Consider the following 17,666-nt stretch of genomic DNA (forward strand, 5'->3'; position numbering starts at 1 on the left):
GCGGTGGGGGCCGACCGGATGAGCCCGGAGGCGCGGGCCGCAGCCGCCGTCTTCCGCGATGCGGTCGACGACCTGCCCGGGCGGCTGCGTGGCTGCGCGGGTGGGCGGGAGCTGGCCGGTCACGGCTTCGCGGGCGACGTCGCCATCGCAGCCGAGCTCGACACCAGCCCGCACGTCCCCCTGCTCGTCGACGGCGCCTACGTGCGGGCCTGAGCCCGTCTCACACGCCTCGTGCGACCGCCGCGGCGGCCGCGAGCCAGGCCCGCTGGGTCTCGGCGCGCAGGGCGCCGAAGTGGATCACCCCTGACTTCAGTGCCGGGTCGAACGGGATCCGGACGACCTCGCGCACCAACGGCGCGAAGTCACGGGCGATGCGGTCCATGTTGGGATCGCGTCCGGGCGTGCGCTGCGAGACGATCACCACGGCGTTCTGTGCGAGCGTGCGGCAGTGCTCGTCGCGGCTGGCCAGCGCCTCGAGCATCAGGGCACCGGCCTCGGGGGTGTCCTCCACGTTGGTGCAGGGCACGACCAGCGTGTCGGCGTGCTTGATCATCGTGCGCCAGTTGGGCGCGCGCTCGCTGTTGCCCGAGTCCATCACCACGAGGCGGTAGTAGCGCGACGCCACCCGATAGATGTTGTCGACGTCGTCGGCTGACACGACGTGGTCCCCGGCGACCGACTGGTCCGACCACAGCACGTCGTACTTGTCGTCGGGCTGGTGGTGGGTGAAGTAGCTCATCTCAGCCGACTGGGCCGTGGTGGAGAGCAGGTCGTCCACCCGCGGCAGCAGGTCGAGGACGGTCGACTCGTGGTTGGCGCGCTGGGTCCGCCAGGCCAGGGACCCCCGGGTCTCGTTGTTGTCCCAGGCCAGCACGCCCGCGCCGCCGTAGCGCGCGAAGACCGCCGAGAGCATCACCGTGGTGGGCGTCTTGTTGGCCGAGCCCTTGCCGTTGGCCACGGCGATCACCCGTGGGCCGGGCCAGTGCTGGGAGACCGCGGCGACGTCGTCGCGGAACGACTGCTCCTTGGGGCCGGGGTCGAGACGGAAGCCCATCTTGTTGAGCGCTCCACGCCACCCCTGCGACGCCGGCTGGACGGCCGGGCCGGCTGTGATGAACGACGGGCGGCTGGAGCGGTGGACGCTGCCGACGGACCCGGGGGCGGGCAGGTCGGAGCGGGGCTCCTCCGGCGGCGGGGTGGCTCGTCGGGCGCCCTCGTAGTGCGGAGCGGGCTGAGGAGGCCCGGCGAGGGGCGGGGCCTGCTGGGGGTGAGGAGCCGGCTGCACGTGAGAGGCCGGCTGGATCGGTGGGCTGTCCTGCGGGATCGGTGCGGCGACCTCAGGTGGCGCAGGTGGCGGCGGGCTCTGGTCCGCCGGCGGTGTCGTCAGCGGGTCGTGGAGAGGGTCAGCGAGTGGATCGCCCGGGCTCGCATCACTGGGGGCAGGATCAGCCGGCGCGATCCGCGGCACGATCGCGGTGTGCTCGACGGGGCTCTCAGCGAATGTCGGGGGCGGGGCGGGCTGGGAGACGCCGTTCGCGGCCGGATCCGCCGGGGTGAGGCGGGGGATCGGCCAGTTCGTGGCCGGGGTCCGCTCGTCGTAGTACCAGCCGTCGGGAGTCACGACCAGCGAGGTCGGCAGCCCGTCCGGGCCGGTGGTGTGGACCCGGAACGGCTGGGCGGAGTCGGGGCTGCCTGCCAGGTCCCAGAGGAAGTTGAGCGCCTTGTCCCGCGCGTCCCCCAGACCAGGGGTGTTGTCGAAGACGTGCTGCGCGCCACGCGCGTGCACCTCGACACTCCCGTCGGCACGGAAGGCCGCGGTGACGGGTTCGCTCTCGGTGGTCAGGTCGTTCATCTGGGGCTCCTATCGGCGACGGCTCTTGACCGTGCGCGGGCCTCCTTCCCCGCGGACCGCCGATCTATGCATGGGGTGGGCAACGGCGCGGCGCACCCTCCTACACTCACGGCATGCTCAGTCGGCAGCGGGTGACCACGGTCGTCTTCATCACGATGGGGGCGGCGCTGCTGGCGTTCTCCCTGCGTCTGGAGGCGGGCGACTGGTGGTTCTATCCCGCGACCTTCGGCCTCGCGGTGCTGTGGACGGTCGGCTCCTTCGCCGCCGGCCCGGTGCACCTGGGCCGGATGGGCAACGAGCCGTCCGGGCGGCGCCCGGTGGTGCTGCCGTTCCTGACCGGCCTCGGCCTGGCCGCGCTCTTCGTGATGGGCGCCCTGGTGGTCCGCCAGATCGACTTCCTCAGCGACGCCGTGAGCAATGTGATCTCCCATGCCGACGAGGGCTCGCAGACGGTGCTGCTGGTGATCACGTTCCTCAGCGGGCTCGCGGAGGAGCTCTTCTTCCGCGGGGCGGTGTACGACGCCGTGCCCCGGCATCGTGTGGTCGTCACGACCATCGTCTACTCCGTGGTGACGCTGCTGACCGGCAACGTGATGCTGGCGTTCGCTGCCGTCCTGCTCGGCGCCGTGGCGGGTTGGCAGCGTGAGCGGACGGGCGGGGTGCTGGCCCCGATGATCACCCACGTCACCTGGTCGGTGAGCATGCTCTACGCGCTGCCGCTGCTCTTCCCCTGAGGGCTCGTGGCCGGGTTGCCCCGTCAGTCCTTGCGCCGGGCCGCCTCCTGGTCGGCGTCGCCGCCCGCCGCCTCCACCCGGCGGTCCGCCAGGGCTCGTCGTACCGCCTCGCTGTAGGACAGCGTGCTCCCCGGCACCACGTCGCGGATCGAGCTGTCGCGCACGATCACCTCGTTGTTCATGGAGTCGATCAGGTTGCGCCCGGTCGTGAGGTCCACGTCGGTGACCAGCGAGAGCCAGTACGACGACAGCTTGGGCGTCAGGACCGGCACCGGCACGATCGGCACCGACGTGCCGCGCTCGATGAGAGCCGCCTCGCGGAGCATGTCGATGTAGGACATCTGCTCGTCCCCGCCGACCTCGAAGATCCGACCGAGGGCGTCGGGGTGGTCGATGACGCCGGCGAGGTAGCGCACCACGTCGTCGAGCGCGATCGGCTGGGTGCGGGTCTTGGCCCACTTCGGGACGATCATGGCGGGCAGGTTCTTCACGAGCTGACGGGTGATTTCCCAGGAGATGCCGCCGTGCCCGACGATGATCGCGGCGCGCAGCACCGTCACCGGCACCCCGCCCTCGCCGAGCAGCTTCTCGACCTCGCGACGCGACCGGAGGTGGGCCGACAGCTTCTCGTCCTCGTCACCGAGCCCGCCGAGGTAGATGATCTGACGCACGCCCAGCGCGCCGGCCGCCGTGCCGAACGCCCGGGCCGCAGCCGCGTCGCGCTCCTCGAAGTCGTGGGAGTCCAGCGAGTGCACGAGGTAGAACGCCACGTCGATGTCGGTGAGTGCCTCAGCCAGGCTCCCCGGGTCGCCGACGTCGCCGAACACCGGTGTCCCGGCGCCGCTGTAGCTCTCCGGACGCCGCGTCATCGACCGCACGTCGTACCCCTCCTCGACGAGGGCGGGAGCCAGGCGGCGTCCGATGAAGCCGGATGCCCCCGTCACAAGGATGCGCTTTGCTGAGTCAGCCATAGGAGTCATATGCCCATCCGCGGAGCGCCTCATGTCTGAGCCGCCGGCCGCATCGTGTGAGAGCCGTCCGGGACTGTGCCCGCACTGTGATCTCATGACACCACAGACCCAGGAGGAATGACGTGACCTACAACAGGCGAACCAGGCTGGCCGCGGCCGTCGCGGGCACCGTGATGCTGACCGCCACCGCAGCGTGCGGCGGTGACGACAACGACGACAAGTCCGGTGACTCCGGCGAGTCCTCGAGCGAGAACTTCGCTGACAAGTCGCTCGAAGAGATCCAGGACGCCGCGCTCAAGGACATGGGCGCGCTCGAGTCGGTGCGGATGGCCGGCACCTTCAGCAACGACGGCAGCGAGATGTCGCTGGACCTGCAGCTCAACACCGCCGGAGACTGCGCCGGCACGATCGCGCTCGGTGGGGCCGAGGCCGAGATCATCGGCCTGGGCGAGGACTCCTACCTCAAGGGCACCGAGGAGTTCTGGACCGCGAGCGTCGGCGAGGGTGGCGGCCAGGAGGCCGAGGCCATCATCGCGATGATCGGCGACAAGTGGGCCAAGGTCCCCGACGGTGGGTTCACCGAGGTCTGCGATCTCGACGCGTTCCTCGAGAACCTCGAGGACGAGGACGACGAGTCCGAGTCCGCGGAGGAGAAGGGCGAGGTCGTCGGCGAGACCGAGGTCGACGGCACCCCCGCCATCGAGATCTCCTCGGAGGAGGACGGCGAGGAGACCACCGTCTGGGTCGGCAGCGAAGAGGGCAAGCACTACATCCTCAAGATGACGGTCCCCGGTGGCGACGAGCCCGGTGAGTTCACGTTCTCGGAGTTCGACGAGCCGATCGACGTCGAGGCACCTGCCGACGACGAGGTCGTCGACCTCGCCAACGCGGCCGGCTGATCTGACCGCACCCCCGAGCCCGGTCGGCCCTGAAGCAGGGGCCGGCCGGGCTCTCGTGCTGTGCGGACCGGCTTCCGGGGGTCGCGCATCCCGGTCGCTGGTCGAGCAGGTTGCGCAGCAACCGCCCCCTCGGTGGTCGAGCAGGTTGCGCAGCAACCGACGTCGAGACCCACCCGGAGACGCGCCGAAGCCCCCGCCGGATGCTGCCTACGACGGGGTCCGGGGCGGTGCAGCTACTGGTCGGGCGGTGGTACGGCGCGCGACCGGTCGCGGGTGACGTCGAGTGTGCCGGTGTGGTCGCGGAGGTACTGATAGCCCTGCGGGCTGGTCCACAGGAACGTGCCGGGGTCGACGACGGTGTAGGACCACGGGCTGTGGGTCTTGTGCCGGTGATGCCGCCGGCATAGCGGGGCGATATTGCAGGAGCACGTGGCTCCGCCGGCGGCGTGTTCTCGGACGTGGTCGCAGTCGGCACGGTGCCCGTCGGGCTTGAGCTTGCGGGCTGGTCTCGTGCACCACGGGAACACACAGGTGTGGTTGATCAACGCGACGCGTTCGACGAGGCGGTCGGGGACTTCGTAGGCGTTGACGTGGACGTGGTCCTCGAGATCGATCACCGGCTTCACGGTGATCTGAGTGTCAGGGCTGGCGCACCAGTCGCGGACCTGGTCGGCGGAGACGAAGGAGCGGGTGTTCTCGACCCGGGCGAGGTGGACGCCGTCGTGGTCGAGGCCCCGGGCGCGGAGGGCGTCGTGGGAGAGGTGGACGTAGAGGACGACCTGGCGTGGACGACGCGCTGTCTCGTGCGTGGGGGCAGGGCCGTCAGGGGCCGGGGTGGATGAGCGCGGTTGATCCGGAGCGCTGATGGGTGAGTCGGATCCACCGCGCTGAGCCGATGTCGCGTCGTCACCGGATTCAGTGTTGAGGTCGAAGGCCAACTGCTGGCGGGCAAGGTCGGCGACCGCCTTCGCCCGACGGGCACCGAGGGGCTCCTCCGAGCCCAGGGCACGCTGGGCTTCGGCTCCGGCGGTGACGGCGGCGTCGAGGTCCATCGCGTCCGCGATGTCGAGCTCGCCGCGGATCTGCATGGTGCCGTCGTAGGAGACCTGGTCGGTGTCGACATCGAAACAGCGCCCATCAGCAGCGGCGCGGCGGCGTTGCTCGGCGTCCTCGGGCTGGAACTGGACCCGGGCCTCCTCGATCAGCCGGTCCAGCGCGGTGATGCCGATCTTGTGGGCCACGGAGGCGACGTGACGGTCCACGAACGCCGCGCCGTCGGGGACGAGGCTCATGGTGGCGTCGGCGATGCGGCGAGCCTTCCACGCGACCAGGTCGCCGGCACACACGCGCGCCCACACCTTGGGCAACCGGTAGCGCAGCTCCACGGCCTGGCCGACGTAGCGGCCACCGGCGTCGGTGGACAGGCCCACGGCGAGAGCGAACTCGGTGACCGCGAACTCCGCCACCAACGGGGCACCCTCCCCGGCGATGGGCAGGCCCCGGTCGCCGTACCCGTCGTGGGCCAGCGCGGCATCGGTGAGGGAGTCGACCGAGTGCATCGCCGCCCAGTCCACGGCCAACCGAAGCTGTCTAGCCTCGGCCGCATCAGCTCCGACGCGGGTGATCCGGGCAGCCTCCAGCACCGCGGCGGCGGTGTCGGGAGCTGTCTGGGGCATGGATCTATTGGATCAGCGACCACCGACATTCCCAGGGCCAGAAGCGGGGCGACGCGCAGACTGTGGAGAACTTTTTTCGCGGGTGGGTCTCGACGTCGGTTGCTGCGCAACCTGCTCGACCAACGAACCCGGCTGCGCAACCTGCTCGACCAACGAGCGGGGCTGCGCAACCTGCTCGACCACCGAGGTGGGGCTGCGCAGGCTGCTCGATCAACGAACCGGCCGCGCGCCGCCCCACGGGTCACCGGACGACGGCCACCAGCGCGCCCTGATGGCCCGGGACCTGGAGCGTGTCGCCGTCGAGGGCCACGGCATCTCCGGTCTCGAAGAGCACCTCGTGGGGGCCAGCCAGTGGCACGCTCGCCGCCGAGGTGCCGAAGTTGACCACCATCAGCACGTCCCCGCGCCGCATCGTGAACAGGTGCGTCTCCTCGTCGGCCGTGCACTGCACGGAGCCGAAGGAGGGGTCGGTGAGCTCGGGCCGGGCACGGCGCACCTCGGCCAGCCGTCGATAGACCGACAGGATCCGGGCGTGCCGGCCGCCTTCGAGCTCGGACCAGTCGAGCTTGGAGCGCTCGAAGGTCTCGGGGTCCTGGGGGTCGGGGACGACGGCCGGGTCCCAGCCCATCCGCTCGAACTCTCGGATCCGGCCCTCGGCGGTCGCGCGGCCCAGCTCGGGCTCGGGGTGGGAGGTGAAGAACTGGAACGGCGTGGAGGCCGCCCACTCCTCGCCCTGGAAGAGCATCGGCGTGAACGGTCCGGCCAGGGTCAGCAGTGCGGCGCAGGCGAGCTGGCCGTCGTCGAGGTGGCCGGGGGAGGGGTCGGAGAGCCGGTCGCCGCGGGCTCGGTTGCCGATCTGGTCGTGGTTCTGGTTGCAGACCACGAGCCGCCAGGTGGGCATGTGGTCGGTGTCGATCGGGGCGCCGTGGTCGCGGTCGCGGAACGACGAGAACGTGCCGTCGTGGAAGAACCCCTTCTCACACACCTTCGCGAGCGCGGAGAGGGGCTCGAAGTCGGCGTAGTAGCCCTCGGTCTCCCCGCTCAGCGCCACGTGGACGGCGTGGTGGAAGTCGTCGCTCCACTGCGCGTCGAGGCCGTAGCCACCGGCCTCACGCGGACGGATCAGCAGCGGGTCGTTGAGGTCGGACTCGGCGATGAGCGTCATCGGCCGTCCCCGGTGCGCGGACAGCGCGGCGACCTCGATCGCCATCTCCTCCAGCAGGTGCACCGGCGAGGAGTCCGACAGTGCGTGCACTGCGTCCAGACGCAGCGCATCCACGTGGAAGTCGTCGAACCACATCAGCACGTTGTCGAGGATCAGTCGGCGCACCTCCGGGCTGCCCTCGCCGTCGAGGTTGACCATCGAGCCCCAGGTGTTGGCGCCCTCGGCCTTCAGGTAGGGCCCGAACTCCGGCAGGTAGTTGCCCGACGGCCCGAGGTGGTTGTAGACGACGTCCTGCACGACCCCCATCCCGGCCGCGTGGCAGGCGTCGACGAAGCGCTGGTAGGCCTCGGGACCGCCGTACCCCTCGTGCACCGACGACCACAGCACGCCGTCGTAGCCCCAGTTGTGGGTGCCGTTGAAGCCGTTGACCGGCATCACCTCGACCAGGTCGACGCCGATCGAGCGCAGGTGGTCGAGCTTGCCGACGGCTGCGTCCAGGGTCCCCTCGGGGGTGAACGTCCCCACGTGCAGCTCATAGATGACCGCGCCCGCGAGCTGACGCCCGGTCCAGGCGCCGTCGCCCCAGGCGTACGACGCGGGGCCGAACACCTGCGACCGCGCGTGTACGCCGTGTGGCTGGCGCCGCGAGCGCGGGTCCGGGAGCACCGTCTCGTTGTCGCCGACGAGGTAGCCGTAGTCCACCCCGGCCACGGCGAGGTCGCCGACGTCCTCGGCCGGCGTCCACCAGTCGTCGGTGCCGCACCGCATCGGCACCACCCGGTCGCCGATGCTGAGCGAGACCCGCTCGGGGGTCGGTGCCCAGACGTCGAAGGGGCCGCGGGCGCGCCGGGGGGCTGAGAGGGTGGGAGAGGTCATCAGGAGTCCTCCTCGCGCACCAGCAGTGCGACGGGGTAGGTGGCCAGCAGATCGGAGAGCCGCGCGTCACGGGTGACCGTGCGACCCGTGACGGCCTCGACCCACGTGCCCGGGGGCAGCGGCAGCACGGTGTCGTCCCAGCCGCCACGGGCGGCGAGTCCGACAGGCAGTCGGGTGACCACGCTGATGACGTCGCCGCGGCTGAAGGCCACCACGTGCTCGGCGGCGGGTCCGCGGGCCTTGAGCGGGTCGTAGCCCCGGAACAGGCCCGGGCAGTCGCGGCGCAGGGTCAGCGCCACCTTGGTGACCAGCAGCTTGGCGTGACCCGGGTCGCCCGGAGTCGTCGGCATCGTCGGACGGACGCCTCCGCGGACCTGGGCGAGCACGTCCTTGCGGACGTCGAAGTCGACCGGTCGCCGATTGTCGGGGTCGACGAGGCTCTGCTCCCACAGCTCGCTGCCCTGGTAGACGTCCGGGACACCGGGCATCGTGAGCGCGAGCATCTTGGCCGACAGGGCGTTGACCCACCCGGGAGCCGTGACGCGGTGGACGAACTCCTCGATCGTGCGGCGCACCTCGACGTCGTCGAAGGCCGCGTCGACGGCGGTGTGGACCGCCGACTCGTAGGCCTCGTCGGGCTCGGTCCAGGTGGTCCGGTCGCCGGCCTCGCGCATCGCCTTCTCGGCGTAGCCGTGCAGACGCTCGCGACCGGCCGGCCAGGAGCCGACGACGGCCTGCCAGAGCAGGTTGGCGAAGCCGGCGTCCGGCATCGCGACGAGCTCGAGCAGGCGCGTGAGCGTCGCGTCCCACTCGGCCGGCAGCTCCGCGATCGTGGTGATCCGGGCGCGGACGTCCTCGCCGCGCTTGGTGTCGTGGGTCGACAGCGCCGTCATCGCCAGCGGCCACAGGGTCTGGCGCTCGATCATCGAGGCGTGGAAGGCGTCCGGGCTGACGGAGAAGACGCTCGGGTCCCCGCCGACCTCGTTGAGAGAGGTGAGTCGCGACCAGCGATAGAAGGCGCAGTCCTCGACCCCCTTGGCCATCACCATCCCGCTCGTCTGCTGGAAGCGCAGCGCGGGCCGGTTCTGCGGGTCGGTCAGGACAGGGGCGAGCACGTCCAGCACCGGCCGCAGGTCGGCGCGGTGTCGCAGCGCCAGCGCGAGTGCCTCGTCGAAGTACTCGCGCCCCTCGGGCAGGTAGGAGCGGTAGACGGGGAAGCAGGCCAGCAGCTCGGCCACCGCGTCCACGATCTCCTCGGTGCCCGGACTGGTCACCTCCGCCGTCTCCAGCACCTGCTCCACCTCGCGGGTGATCCGGCGGACCTCGGAGTTCAAGATGCCGTCGGCGACCGCGCGCTTGGTGTCGTGGATCATCTGGTGCCAGTCGACGGGTGCACCGCGCAGCCGGGTCTCCAGCTGGTCCAGGGGGCCCTGCCCGGCGCGGTCTGTCAACAGCCGGTCGATCAGCCCTAGCGCGTCGTACCCGGTCGTGCCCGCGGTGTCCCAGTCGGTCAGCAGCTGCTCGCCCGGCTCGAGGATCTTCTCCACCAGCACGTAGGCGTCGCCGCTGAGACCGGCGAGGTCGCGCAGGTAGCCGCCCGGATGGCGCAGGCCGTCGGGGTGGTCGACCCGGAGCCCGTCGATCAGCTTCTCATCGAACCAGCGCCGGATCTCGACGTGGGACTCCTCGAACACGTCGCGGTCCTCGACGCGCACGCCGGCGAGCTCGTTGACGGCGAAGAACCGCCGGTAGTTTAGCTCGTCGTCGGCCATCCGCCAGTTGACCAGCTCGTAGTGCTGCCGGTCGTGCACCGCGTTGGGCTCCGCGCCGCCGGGCAGCGACGGGTCGTCGGTGCCGGGCGCGATCGGGAAGCGGTTGTCGTGGTAGCGCAGCTCGCCGTCGACCAGGGCGAGGTGGGCGATCGGACCGCCGGACTCGGCCTGGTCGTCGTCGCCGACGACCGGGATCCGGATCCGGCCGTCACCGGCCGCCCAGTCGATGTCGAAGGCGTTGGCGCGCTGGGAGTCGCGACCGTGCTTGAGCAGGTCCCACCACCAGGCGCCCTGGTGGGGCGTGGCCACACCGACGTGGTTGGGGACGATGTCGACCAGCACGCCCATCCCGAGCCGGCGGGCCTCGGCCGACAGCGCGGCCAGGCCCTCGGCGCCCCCGCGGGCGGGGTCGATGTCGTCGTGGGACACCACGTCGTAGCCGTGGTCGCTGCCCGGCTCCGACGCGAGCAGCGGCGAGAGGTAGACCCAGTCGACCCCGAGACCGTGCAGGTAGTCCAGCAGGTCCCGGGCCGCGTAGAGGTCGAACTCCTCGGTGATCTGCAGCCGGTAGGTGCTGGTCGGTGCCCGGTCGGGGACGCGCCGCGTCGTCTGGTCGGTCTCGCTCATCGCGTTCCGCTCGGGTGGGCCGACTGGGTCTGGGCCGCGACGGAGGCCGCCACCGAGTGGTCCACGTCTGCCTCCGGCTCGATGTACTCGCGCAGGACCAGCATGCTGCGCGTCTCCATCGGGATCGTCGCGCCGGCCGGGCACGGGCCGCGGCTGTCGGCGGACCCGCCGGTGTCGATGACGACGTCCCACGCCTCGGCGTACTCCTCGGGCGGAAGGGTGATCTCGGCGGGCCCGTCGGCGTTGAAGTAGAGCAGGAAGTGGTCGTCGACGATCCGCTGGCCGCGGTGGTCGCTGCCGGCGATGCCCTGGCCGTTGAGGTACATGCCGATCGCCTTGCCGCTCTCCTCCCAGTCCTCGTCGTTCTCCATGGGACGGCCGTCGAGGTGGAGCCAGACGATGTCGTTGAGGCGCTCGCCGTCGCCGGTGCGCACGGTGCCGCCGGTGAAGAACCGCTTGCGGCGGAACGTCGGGTGGTCGTGGCGCAGGCGGGTGACCGCGGCGGTGAACTCGACCAGCGGCTGGTCGGCGCGGTCCCAGTGCACCCAGCTGATCTCGGAGTCCTGGGCGTAGGTGTTGTTGTTGCCGTCCTGGGTGCGGCCGAGCTCGTCGCCGTGCGCGATCATCGGGACGCCCTGGCTGAGCAGCAGCGTCGCGAGGTAGTTGCGCTGCTCGCGGGCGCGGGCCAGCTGGATCTCGGGGTCGTCGGTCGGTCCCTCGACGCCGTGGTTCCACGAGCGGTTGTGGCTCTCGCCGTCGTTGTTGTCCTCGCCGTTGGCCTCGTTGTGCTTCTCGTTGTAGGACACGAGGTCGCGCAGCGTGAAGCCGTCGTGGGCGGTGACGAAGTTGATGCTCGCGACGGGGCGGCGCCCGGAGTGCTCGTAGAGGTCCGAGGACCCCGCGATCCGACTGGCGAACTCACCGAGCGAGGGCTCGCCGCGCCAGAAGTCGCGCACGGTGTCGCGGTAGGCGCCGTTCCACTCGGTCCACTGGGGCGGGAAGCCGCCCACCTGGTAGCCGCCCGGGCCCACGTCCCACGGCTCGGCGATCAGCTTGACCTGGCTGACGACCGGGTCCTGCTGGACGAGCTCGAAGAACGTCGCCAGTCGGTCGACGTCGTAGAACTCCCGGGCCAGCGTGGAGGCGAGGTCGAAGCGGAAGCCGTCGACGTGCATCTCGGTGACCCAGTAGCGCAGCGAGTCCATCAGCAGCTGCAGCGAGTGCGGGTGCCGGACGTTGAGGGAGTTCCCGGTGCCGGTGTAGTCCATGTAGTACTGCTCGTCGTCCTCGACGAGGCGGTAGTACGCCGGGTTGTCGATGCCCCGGAAGCTGAGCGTCGGCCCGAGGTGGTTGCCCTCGGCCGTGTGGTTGTATACCACGTCGAGGATGACCTCGATGCCGGCGGCGTGCATGGCCTTGACCATCGCCTTGAACTCCTGGACCTGCTGGCCCTGGCCCTGGGCGTTGCGGGCAGCGGAGGCGTAGTCCGCGTGCGGCGCGAAGAAGCCGAGGGTGTTGTAGCCCCAGTAGTTGCGCAGGCCCTTCTCGAGCAGGGTGCTGTCCTGGACGAACTGGTGGACCGGCATCAGCTCCAGCGCCGTGACGCCGAGCTTGGTGAGGTGCTCGGTCACCGCGGGGTGGGCGAGACCGGCGTAGGTGCCGCGGATCTCCTCGGGGACGTCCGGGTGCAGCTGGGTCAGACCCTTGACGTGCGCCTCGTAGATGACGGTCTCGTTGTAGGGGATCCCGAGCGGACGATCGCCCTCCCAGTCGAAGAACGGGTTGATGACGACGCCGAGCGTCATGTGCTGCGCGGAGTCGTCGTCGTTGCGCGAGTCGGGGTCGCCGAAGTTGTAGCCGAACAGGGACTGGTCCCAGTCGATCTCGCCGCTGGTCGCCTTGGCGTAGGGGTCGAGCAGCAGCTTGTTGGGGTTGCAGCGCATCCCCTGCGACGGGTCCCAGGGCCCGTGCACGCGGTAGCCGTAGCGCTGCCCCGGCTGGACCTGCGGGAGATAGCAGTGCCACACGTGGGCGTCCACCTCGCGCACCTTCACCCGGGTCTCCGTGCGGGTGCCGTCGGGTGCCTCGTCGAACAAGCAGAGCTCCACCTTGTCGGCGACCTCGCTGAAGAGCGCGAAGTTGGTGCCGCTGCCGTCAAAGGTCGCGCCGAGCGGGTACGCCGCTCCCGGCCAGGTCTCCATCAGTGGTGCCTCTCTCCCCTCCGACGCCGTGCCGGAGTTGGAACGATCAAAGCACGGTGTGCCCGTGCCCCGTGAGATGTGCCCGGTCTGGTCCGGTCCTACACCTGCGGGTGGGTGCCGTCCCCATCACAGGTCGGGTCCCAGTCGGATACTCACGAAGCGCGACTCGCGTAGCGTGCTTCACGTGACGCGAGACGCCTGGACCTTCCTCTCCAACCACGGCCACGTCCTGGTCGCGCTCGCCCGCGACCCCGACGCCCGGATGCGCGACATGGCGCAGGTCGTCGGCATCACCGAGCGGGCGGTGCAGCAGATCGTGCGCGATCTCGAGACGCAGGGATGCCTGACCAAGCAGAAGGTGGGCCGGCGCAACCGCTACACGGTGGTGCGCTCGGCCCACCTCCGTCACGAGCTCGAGTCGGAGGTCACGCTCGGTGACTTCGTGGAGCTGCTCGGCGGGTAGGCCGTCGCCCGCAGACTCGCGACCACCGCGACGACGAGACAGGTCGCGATGACGCTCAGCGAGAGCCAGATCGGGATCTTGTAGACGTCGAGCAGCAGCATCTTGATGCCAACGAAGACCAGGATCGCGGCGAGGCCCGCCTTGAGGTGGACGAAGCGGTGGATCAGGTCGGCGAGCAGGAAGTACATCGCCCGCAGGCCCAGGATCGCGAAGGCGTTGCTGGTGAAGACCAGGAACGGCTCCTGGGTGACGGCGAAGATCGCGGGGATCGAGTCGACCGCGAAGATGATGTCGGTGACCTCGATCAGGATCAGCACGGTGAAGAGCGGGGTGGCGACCCACTTCCCCGCGCGGCGCACCCAGAACTTCTGGCCGTGGAGCTCGTCCGTGGTGGGCACCCACCGCTTGACCCAGCGCAGCACCGGGTTGCGGGACAGGTCCGGCTCGGCGTTGCGGTGGGTGAACATCTTCCAGCCCGTGTAGACGAGGAAGGCGCCGAACACATAGAGCACCCAGGCGAAGTTCTCGATCAGCACGGCTCCGCCGGCGATGAAGATCGCCCGGAACACGAGCGCGCCGAGCACGCCGTAGAACAGCACGCGGTGCTGGTACTCCCGGGGGACGGCGAAGTAGGTGAAGATCAGCGCGAAGACGAAGACGTTGTCGACAGCGAGCGACTTCTCGATCAGGTAGCCGGCGAAGTACTCACCGCCGGCCTGGGCGCCGTACGCCCACCAGACCACGCCTCCGAAGGCCAGGCCGAGGCTGACCCAGACGGCCGACCAGATCGCCGCCTCCCGCACCGACACGACGTGGGCCGTGCGGTGGGCGAACAGATCGACCGCCAGCATCGCGAGGATCACGGCCAGGACAGCTGCCCAGGCCCACAGGGGAACGTTCATCGTCACGCCTCCATCCGCCCGCGCGCGGCGGGCTGCTGGAGGTCTCTCCCACCGCCGGGTCAGGCGGCTCGCGCACCGGGTCGGACTGGGCCGGCCGTAGTGACGGCGACGCGATGATGGGGTACTCCCCTCGTAGGGAGAGAGTATTCGCGAATTAGACTTCGGGTGTCAAGCTCGCGCTCAGCCTCGATCGGCCACCTGGCCGACGAGACCGTCGGGCATCGGCTCGTAGTGGTCGAAGGTCCGGGTGAACGTCCCGGTCCCGTGCGTGGCCGCCCGCAGGTCGATGGCGTAGCGGACCAGCTCGAGGGCCGGGACGTGGGCCCGGATCACGCTGTGCCGGTCCTCGGTCTGCTCGCTGCCCAACGGTCGGCCGCGGCGGGCCGCCAGGTCGCCCATCACGGCGCCGACCTGGTCGTCTGGCACCCGCACCAGCACCTCGTCGTACGGCTCCAGCACGGTGACGCCCGCGTCGGCGGCGGCCTCGCGCAGCGCCAGTGCGCCGGCGCTCTGGAAGGCCATGTCGGAGGAGTCGACGCTGTGCGACTTGCCGTCGGTCAACGTGACGCGCAGGTCCACCACCGGGTAGCCGTTGAGGACCCCACGCTCCATCTGGGCCCGGACGCCCTTCTCGACGCTCGGGACGTACTGGCGCGGGACGGCGCCGCCGACCACCTTGTCGACGAACTCGAAGCCGCTGCCGCCCGGGAGGGGCTCGACCTCGATGTCGCACACGGCGTACTGGCCGTGGCCGCCGGACTGCTTGACGTGGCGGCCGTGGCCGACGCCCTTGCCGACGAAGGTCTCGCGCAGGGGCACAAGCACCTCGCGCTGCTCGACGCTCACGCCGAAGCGGTCGCGCAGCCGGTCGAGCGCGAGGTCGGCGTGCGCCTCGCCCATCACCCACAGCACCAGCTGACGGGTCTCGGGGCTCTGCTCGATGCGCAGCGACGGGTCCTCGGCGCTGAGGCGGGCGAGCGCGACGGAGAGCTTGTCCTCGTCGGACTTCGTGGCGGCCTCGATCGCGATCGGCAGCAAGGGCGCGGGCATCGCCCAGGGGCGCAGCACCCGCGGCTGGTCCACGGCCGAGAGCGTGTCGCCCGTCTCCGCACCGCTGAGCCGGCCGATCGCGGCGATGTCGCCCGCGACGACGCGCTTGACAGCGACCTGCTGGCGCCCGAACGGGTGCCCCAGGGCTCCGATCCGCTCGTCGTCGTCGTGGTCCTGGTGGCCCGAGCCCTCGCCGTAGAACGACGTGAAGTGGCCGGACACGTGCAGGGCGGCGTCCGCCTCGAGCGTCCCGGAGAAGACCCGGACCAGGCTGACCCGGCCCAGGTAGGGGTCGCTCGTGGTCTTGACGACCTCGGCGACCAGCGGCCCGTCCGGGTCGCAGGCCAGGGCCTCGGCCGGAGCGCCCGCGGTCGTGAACACCTCGGGGGGCCGGTGCTCGGCGGGGGAGGGGAAGCCGCGGACCATGAGCTCGAGCAGCTCGTCGCAGCCCGCGCCGGTGGTGGCGCAGACCGGGAGGACCGGGTGCAGCGAGGCTCCGGCCACCGCGCGCTCGAGGTCGGCGACGAGGGCGTCCTCGGAGACCTCCTCGCCGGCCAGGTAGCGCTCCATCAGGCCCTCGTCCTCGGACTCCTCGATGACCGCTTCGATCAGCGCTCCCCGACGCGGGTCGCCCCCGGCGCCGGCCACCGCGGGGCCGGCGCGCAGCAGTGACGTCGTACCTCCGCCGTCGGGGACGAGCACCGGCAGCACCTTGTCGCCGAACGCCGCCTGGGCAGCCGTCAGGACGCCGGTGAAGTCGGCGCGCGGGTGGTCGAGCTTGGTGACCACCACGACGCGCGGCATGCCCACCTCGGCGCACTCCGCCCACAGCTGGGTGGCGGCGTGGTCGACGCCTTCGTTGGCCGCCAGCACGAAGAGGGCGCAGTCGGCCGCGCGCAGGCCCGCGCGCACCTCGCCCACGAAGTCGGCGTAGCCGGGGGTGTCCAGCAGATTGACCTTGACTCCGCGGTGGACGAGTGGCGCGACCGCGAGGGAGGACGAGCGGCCGTGGGCCTGCTCGGAGTCCTCGAAGTCGGAGACCGTCGTGCCGTCGATGACCGAGCCCGGTCGGGAGAGGGCTCCGGCCTGGACCAGCAGCGCCTCGACGAGGCTGGTCTTCCCGGACGAAGCCGGCCCGACCAGGACCACGTTGCGGATCTGATCGGGCCGGCCGGCCTCGAGGTTCTGGATGGCGTTCCTACGGGTGCCCTTGTCTGCCATGGCACCCACCCAACGCCCGCTCCCCGGAAGTGGGCAAGGGCCCCTCGGCCCTCGTGTTCGGCGGACCAACGTCCTCAGATGGTTACTGGTGGGTACGATCCTCTTATGACGCGCGAGATCTATGACGAGGACCACGAGGCATTCCGGGCATCGGTCAAGGAGTTCCTCGACCGCCAGGTGGTGCCCAACATGGAGGAGTACGCCGGCGACCACGGCCTGCCCCGTGAGTTCTGGCTCGAGGCCGGCAAGCAGGGCTTCCTCGGCCTGGAGGTCCCCGAGCAGTACGGCGGCTCCGAGGCCGGCGACTACCGCTTCAACGCGGTGCTCACCGAGGAGCTCGCCAAGGTCAACATGACGCTGCCCTCCTGCCTGGGCATCCACGCCGACATCGTCGCGCCGTACCTCGTGCACCTGACCAACGACGAGCAGAAGGAGCGCTGGCTCCCGCGCTTCTGCTCCGGCGAGCTGCTCACCGCCATCGGGATGACCGAGCCCGGCGGCGGCTCCGACCTGGCGAACCTCAAGACCACCGCCGTCCGCGACGGCGACGACTGGATCATCAACGGGTCCAAGACCTTCATCACCAACGGCGGCAGCGCCGACCTCGTGGTCGTCGCCGCGCGCACCAGCCCGGAGAAGAAGGCCAAGGGCATCTCGCTCTTCGGCGTCGACACCTCGCTGCCGGGCTTCTCGGTCGGCCGGGTCCTCGACAAGGTCGGCCAGGACGAGTCCGACACCGCCGAGCTCTCCTTCGAGGACGTCCGGGTCAGCAACGCCGACCTGATCGGCCCGCTCGACACCGGCTTCATCTCGATGATGCAGTTCCTGCCCCAGGAGCGCCTCGGCTCGGCCGTCACCAACCTGGCCCACGCCGCGCAGATCCTCGAGGAGACGATCCAGTACGCCAAGGACCGCAAGGCCTTCGGCCAGCCGATCGGCAACTTCCAGCACAACCAGTTCCTGCTGGCAGAGCTGGTCACCCAGGTCGAGGTCACCCAGGCGTACGTCGACCAGTGCGTGGTCAAGCACTCCGCGGGCAAGCTCAGCTCGGTCGACGCCGCCAAGGCGAAGTGGTGGACCTCGCAGGTGCAGAACGACGTGCTCGACCACTGCGTCCAGCTGCACGGCGGCTACGGCTACATGAACGAGTACCGCGTGGCCCGCGCCTGGCGCGACGCCCGCGTCACGAAGATCTGGGCCGGCTCCAACGAGATCATGAAGATGCTGATCGGGCGCGACCTCGGTCTGTGAGGCTGG

The 17,666-nt window shown here is 70.6% G+C and carries 12 protein-coding genes and 1 pseudogene; 5 read left to right on the top strand and 8 right to left on the bottom strand.

Going from position 1 to position 17,666, the window contains the following annotated elements:
- Positions 1 to 213 (top strand): annotated as a pseudogene (locus ACYU7L_RS06485) (2-phosphosulfolactate phosphatase); the annotation flags it as partial.
- A 7-nt stretch (positions 214 to 220) separates the two neighbouring features.
- Here ACYU7L_RS06485 and ACYU7L_RS06490 read toward each other — a convergent pair.
- Entirely contained in the window at positions 221 to 1,852 is a 1,632-nt protein-coding gene (locus tag ACYU7L_RS06490) for a MinD/ParA family ATP-binding protein (protein WP_460794517.1), read from the bottom strand.
- A gap of 113 nt (positions 1,853 to 1,965) precedes the next feature.
- Between ACYU7L_RS06490 and ACYU7L_RS06495 the strand changes: the two genes are divergently transcribed.
- Entirely contained in the window at positions 1,966 to 2,586 is a 621-nt protein-coding gene (locus ACYU7L_RS06495; RefSeq protein WP_460794518.1) for a CPBP family glutamic-type intramembrane protease, read from the top strand.
- A 23-nt stretch (positions 2,587 to 2,609) separates the two neighbouring features.
- Here ACYU7L_RS06495 and ACYU7L_RS06500 read toward each other — a convergent pair whose 3' ends face one another.
- A complete protein-coding gene (locus ACYU7L_RS06500; protein ID WP_460794519.1) occupies positions 2,610 to 3,557 on the bottom strand; it encodes an NAD(P)H-binding protein in 948 nt (315 codons plus the stop codon).
- 122 nt (positions 3,558 to 3,679) lie between these two features.
- Here ACYU7L_RS06500 and ACYU7L_RS06505 point away from each other — a divergent pair, with 122 nt between their 5' ends.
- Positions 3,680 to 4,456, top strand: coding sequence for a hypothetical protein (locus ACYU7L_RS06505; protein WP_460794520.1), 777 nt, complete (start codon positions 3,680 to 3,682; stop codon positions 4,454 to 4,456).
- Between the two features lie 233 nt (positions 4,457 to 4,689).
- On the opposite strand, the gene ACYU7L_RS06510 is transcribed toward ACYU7L_RS06505, so the two are convergent.
- From ACYU7L_RS06510 to glgX, 4 genes are all read right to left on the bottom strand, one after another.
- On the bottom strand, positions 4,690 to 6,132 hold the full coding sequence (locus ACYU7L_RS06510) for an HNH endonuclease signature motif containing protein (RefSeq protein ID WP_460794521.1): 1,443 nt from the start codon (positions 6,130 to 6,132) through the stop codon (positions 4,690 to 4,692).
- Between the two features lie 241 nt (positions 6,133 to 6,373).
- A complete protein-coding gene (treZ, locus tag ACYU7L_RS06515; protein ID WP_460794522.1) occupies positions 6,374 to 8,173 on the bottom strand; it encodes a malto-oligosyltrehalose trehalohydrolase in 1,800 nt (599 codons plus the stop codon).
- Positions 8,173 to 10,572 (bottom strand): malto-oligosyltrehalose synthase, encoded by a 2,400-nt coding sequence (treY, locus tag ACYU7L_RS06520; protein ID WP_460794523.1) that lies wholly within the window; start codon positions 10,570 to 10,572, stop codon positions 8,173 to 8,175. Before treY ends, treZ begins: the two co-directional genes overlap by 1 nt.
- Positions 10,569 to 12,773 carry a glycogen debranching protein GlgX gene (gene glgX, locus ACYU7L_RS06525; RefSeq protein WP_460794524.1) on the bottom strand — a complete coding sequence of 735 codons (2,205 nt, stop codon included), beginning with the start codon at positions 12,771 to 12,773 and terminating at the stop codon, positions 10,569 to 10,571. The genes treY and glgX overlap by 4 nt, the downstream gene beginning before the upstream one ends.
- 184 nt (positions 12,774 to 12,957) lie before the next feature.
- Here glgX and ACYU7L_RS06530 point away from each other — a divergent pair, with 184 nt between their 5' ends.
- Complete coding sequence (locus tag ACYU7L_RS06530; protein WP_460794525.1) at positions 12,958 to 13,236, top strand: MarR family transcriptional regulator; 279 nt, start codon at positions 12,958 to 12,960, stop codon at positions 13,234 to 13,236.
- Here the strand turns inward: ACYU7L_RS06530 and ACYU7L_RS06535 are convergent.
- A complete protein-coding gene (locus ACYU7L_RS06535) occupies positions 13,179 to 14,138 on the bottom strand; it encodes a TerC family protein (protein ID WP_460794526.1) in 960 nt (319 codons plus the stop codon). The genes ACYU7L_RS06530 and ACYU7L_RS06535 overlap by 58 nt on opposite strands.
- Positions 14,139 to 14,318: 180 nt before the next feature.
- Positions 14,319 to 16,409, bottom strand: a complete 2,091-nt coding sequence (locus ACYU7L_RS06540; RefSeq protein ID WP_460794527.1) for an elongation factor G-like protein EF-G2 — start codon at positions 16,407 to 16,409, stop codon at positions 14,319 to 14,321.
- A 105-nt stretch (positions 16,410 to 16,514) separates the two neighbouring features.
- Between ACYU7L_RS06540 and ACYU7L_RS06545 the strand changes: the two genes are divergently transcribed.
- Positions 16,515 to 17,660 carry an acyl-CoA dehydrogenase family protein gene (locus tag ACYU7L_RS06545; RefSeq protein ID WP_460794528.1) on the top strand — a complete coding sequence of 382 codons (1,146 nt, stop codon included), beginning with the start codon at positions 16,515 to 16,517 and terminating at the stop codon, positions 17,658 to 17,660.
- Positions 17,661 to 17,666: the final 6 nt, after the last annotated feature.

The sequence above is a fragment of the Nocardioides pacificus genome (assembly GCF_054775955.1).

What these genes read in the sequence shown, in the direction of transcription:
- ACYU7L_RS06490 (WP_460794517.1), bottom strand. Translation starts at nt 1,852, where the DNA reads ATGAACGACCTGACCACCGAGAGCGAACCCGTCACCGCGGCCTTCCGT.
- ACYU7L_RS06495 (WP_460794518.1), top strand. Translation starts at nt 1,966, where the DNA reads ATGCTCAGTCGGCAGCGGGTGACCACGGTCGTCTTCATCACGATGGGG.
- ACYU7L_RS06500 (WP_460794519.1), bottom strand. Translation starts at nt 3,557, where the DNA reads ATGGCTGACTCAGCAAAGCGCATCCTTGTGACGGGGGCATCCGGCTTC.
- ACYU7L_RS06510 (WP_460794521.1), bottom strand. Translation starts at nt 6,132, where the DNA reads ATGCCCCAGACAGCTCCCGACACCGCCGCCGCGGTGCTGGAGGCTGCC.
- treZ (WP_460794522.1), bottom strand. Translation starts at nt 8,173, where the DNA reads ATGACCTCTCCCACCCTCTCAGCCCCCCGGCGCGCCCGCGGCCCCTTC.
- treY (WP_460794523.1), bottom strand. Translation starts at nt 10,572, where the DNA reads ATGAGCGAGACCGACCAGACGACGCGGCGCGTCCCCGACCGGGCACCG.
- glgX (WP_460794524.1), bottom strand. Translation starts at nt 12,773, where the DNA reads ATGGAGACCTGGCCGGGAGCGGCGTACCCGCTCGGCGCGACCTTTGAC.
- ACYU7L_RS06535 (WP_460794526.1), bottom strand. Translation starts at nt 14,138, where the DNA reads ATGAACGTTCCCCTGTGGGCCTGGGCAGCTGTCCTGGCCGTGATCCTC.
- ACYU7L_RS06540 (WP_460794527.1), bottom strand. Translation starts at nt 16,409, where the DNA reads ATGGCAGACAAGGGCACCCGTAGGAACGCCATCCAGAACCTCGAGGCC.
- ACYU7L_RS06545 (WP_460794528.1), top strand. Translation starts at nt 16,515, where the DNA reads ATGACGCGCGAGATCTATGACGAGGACCACGAGGCATTCCGGGCATCG.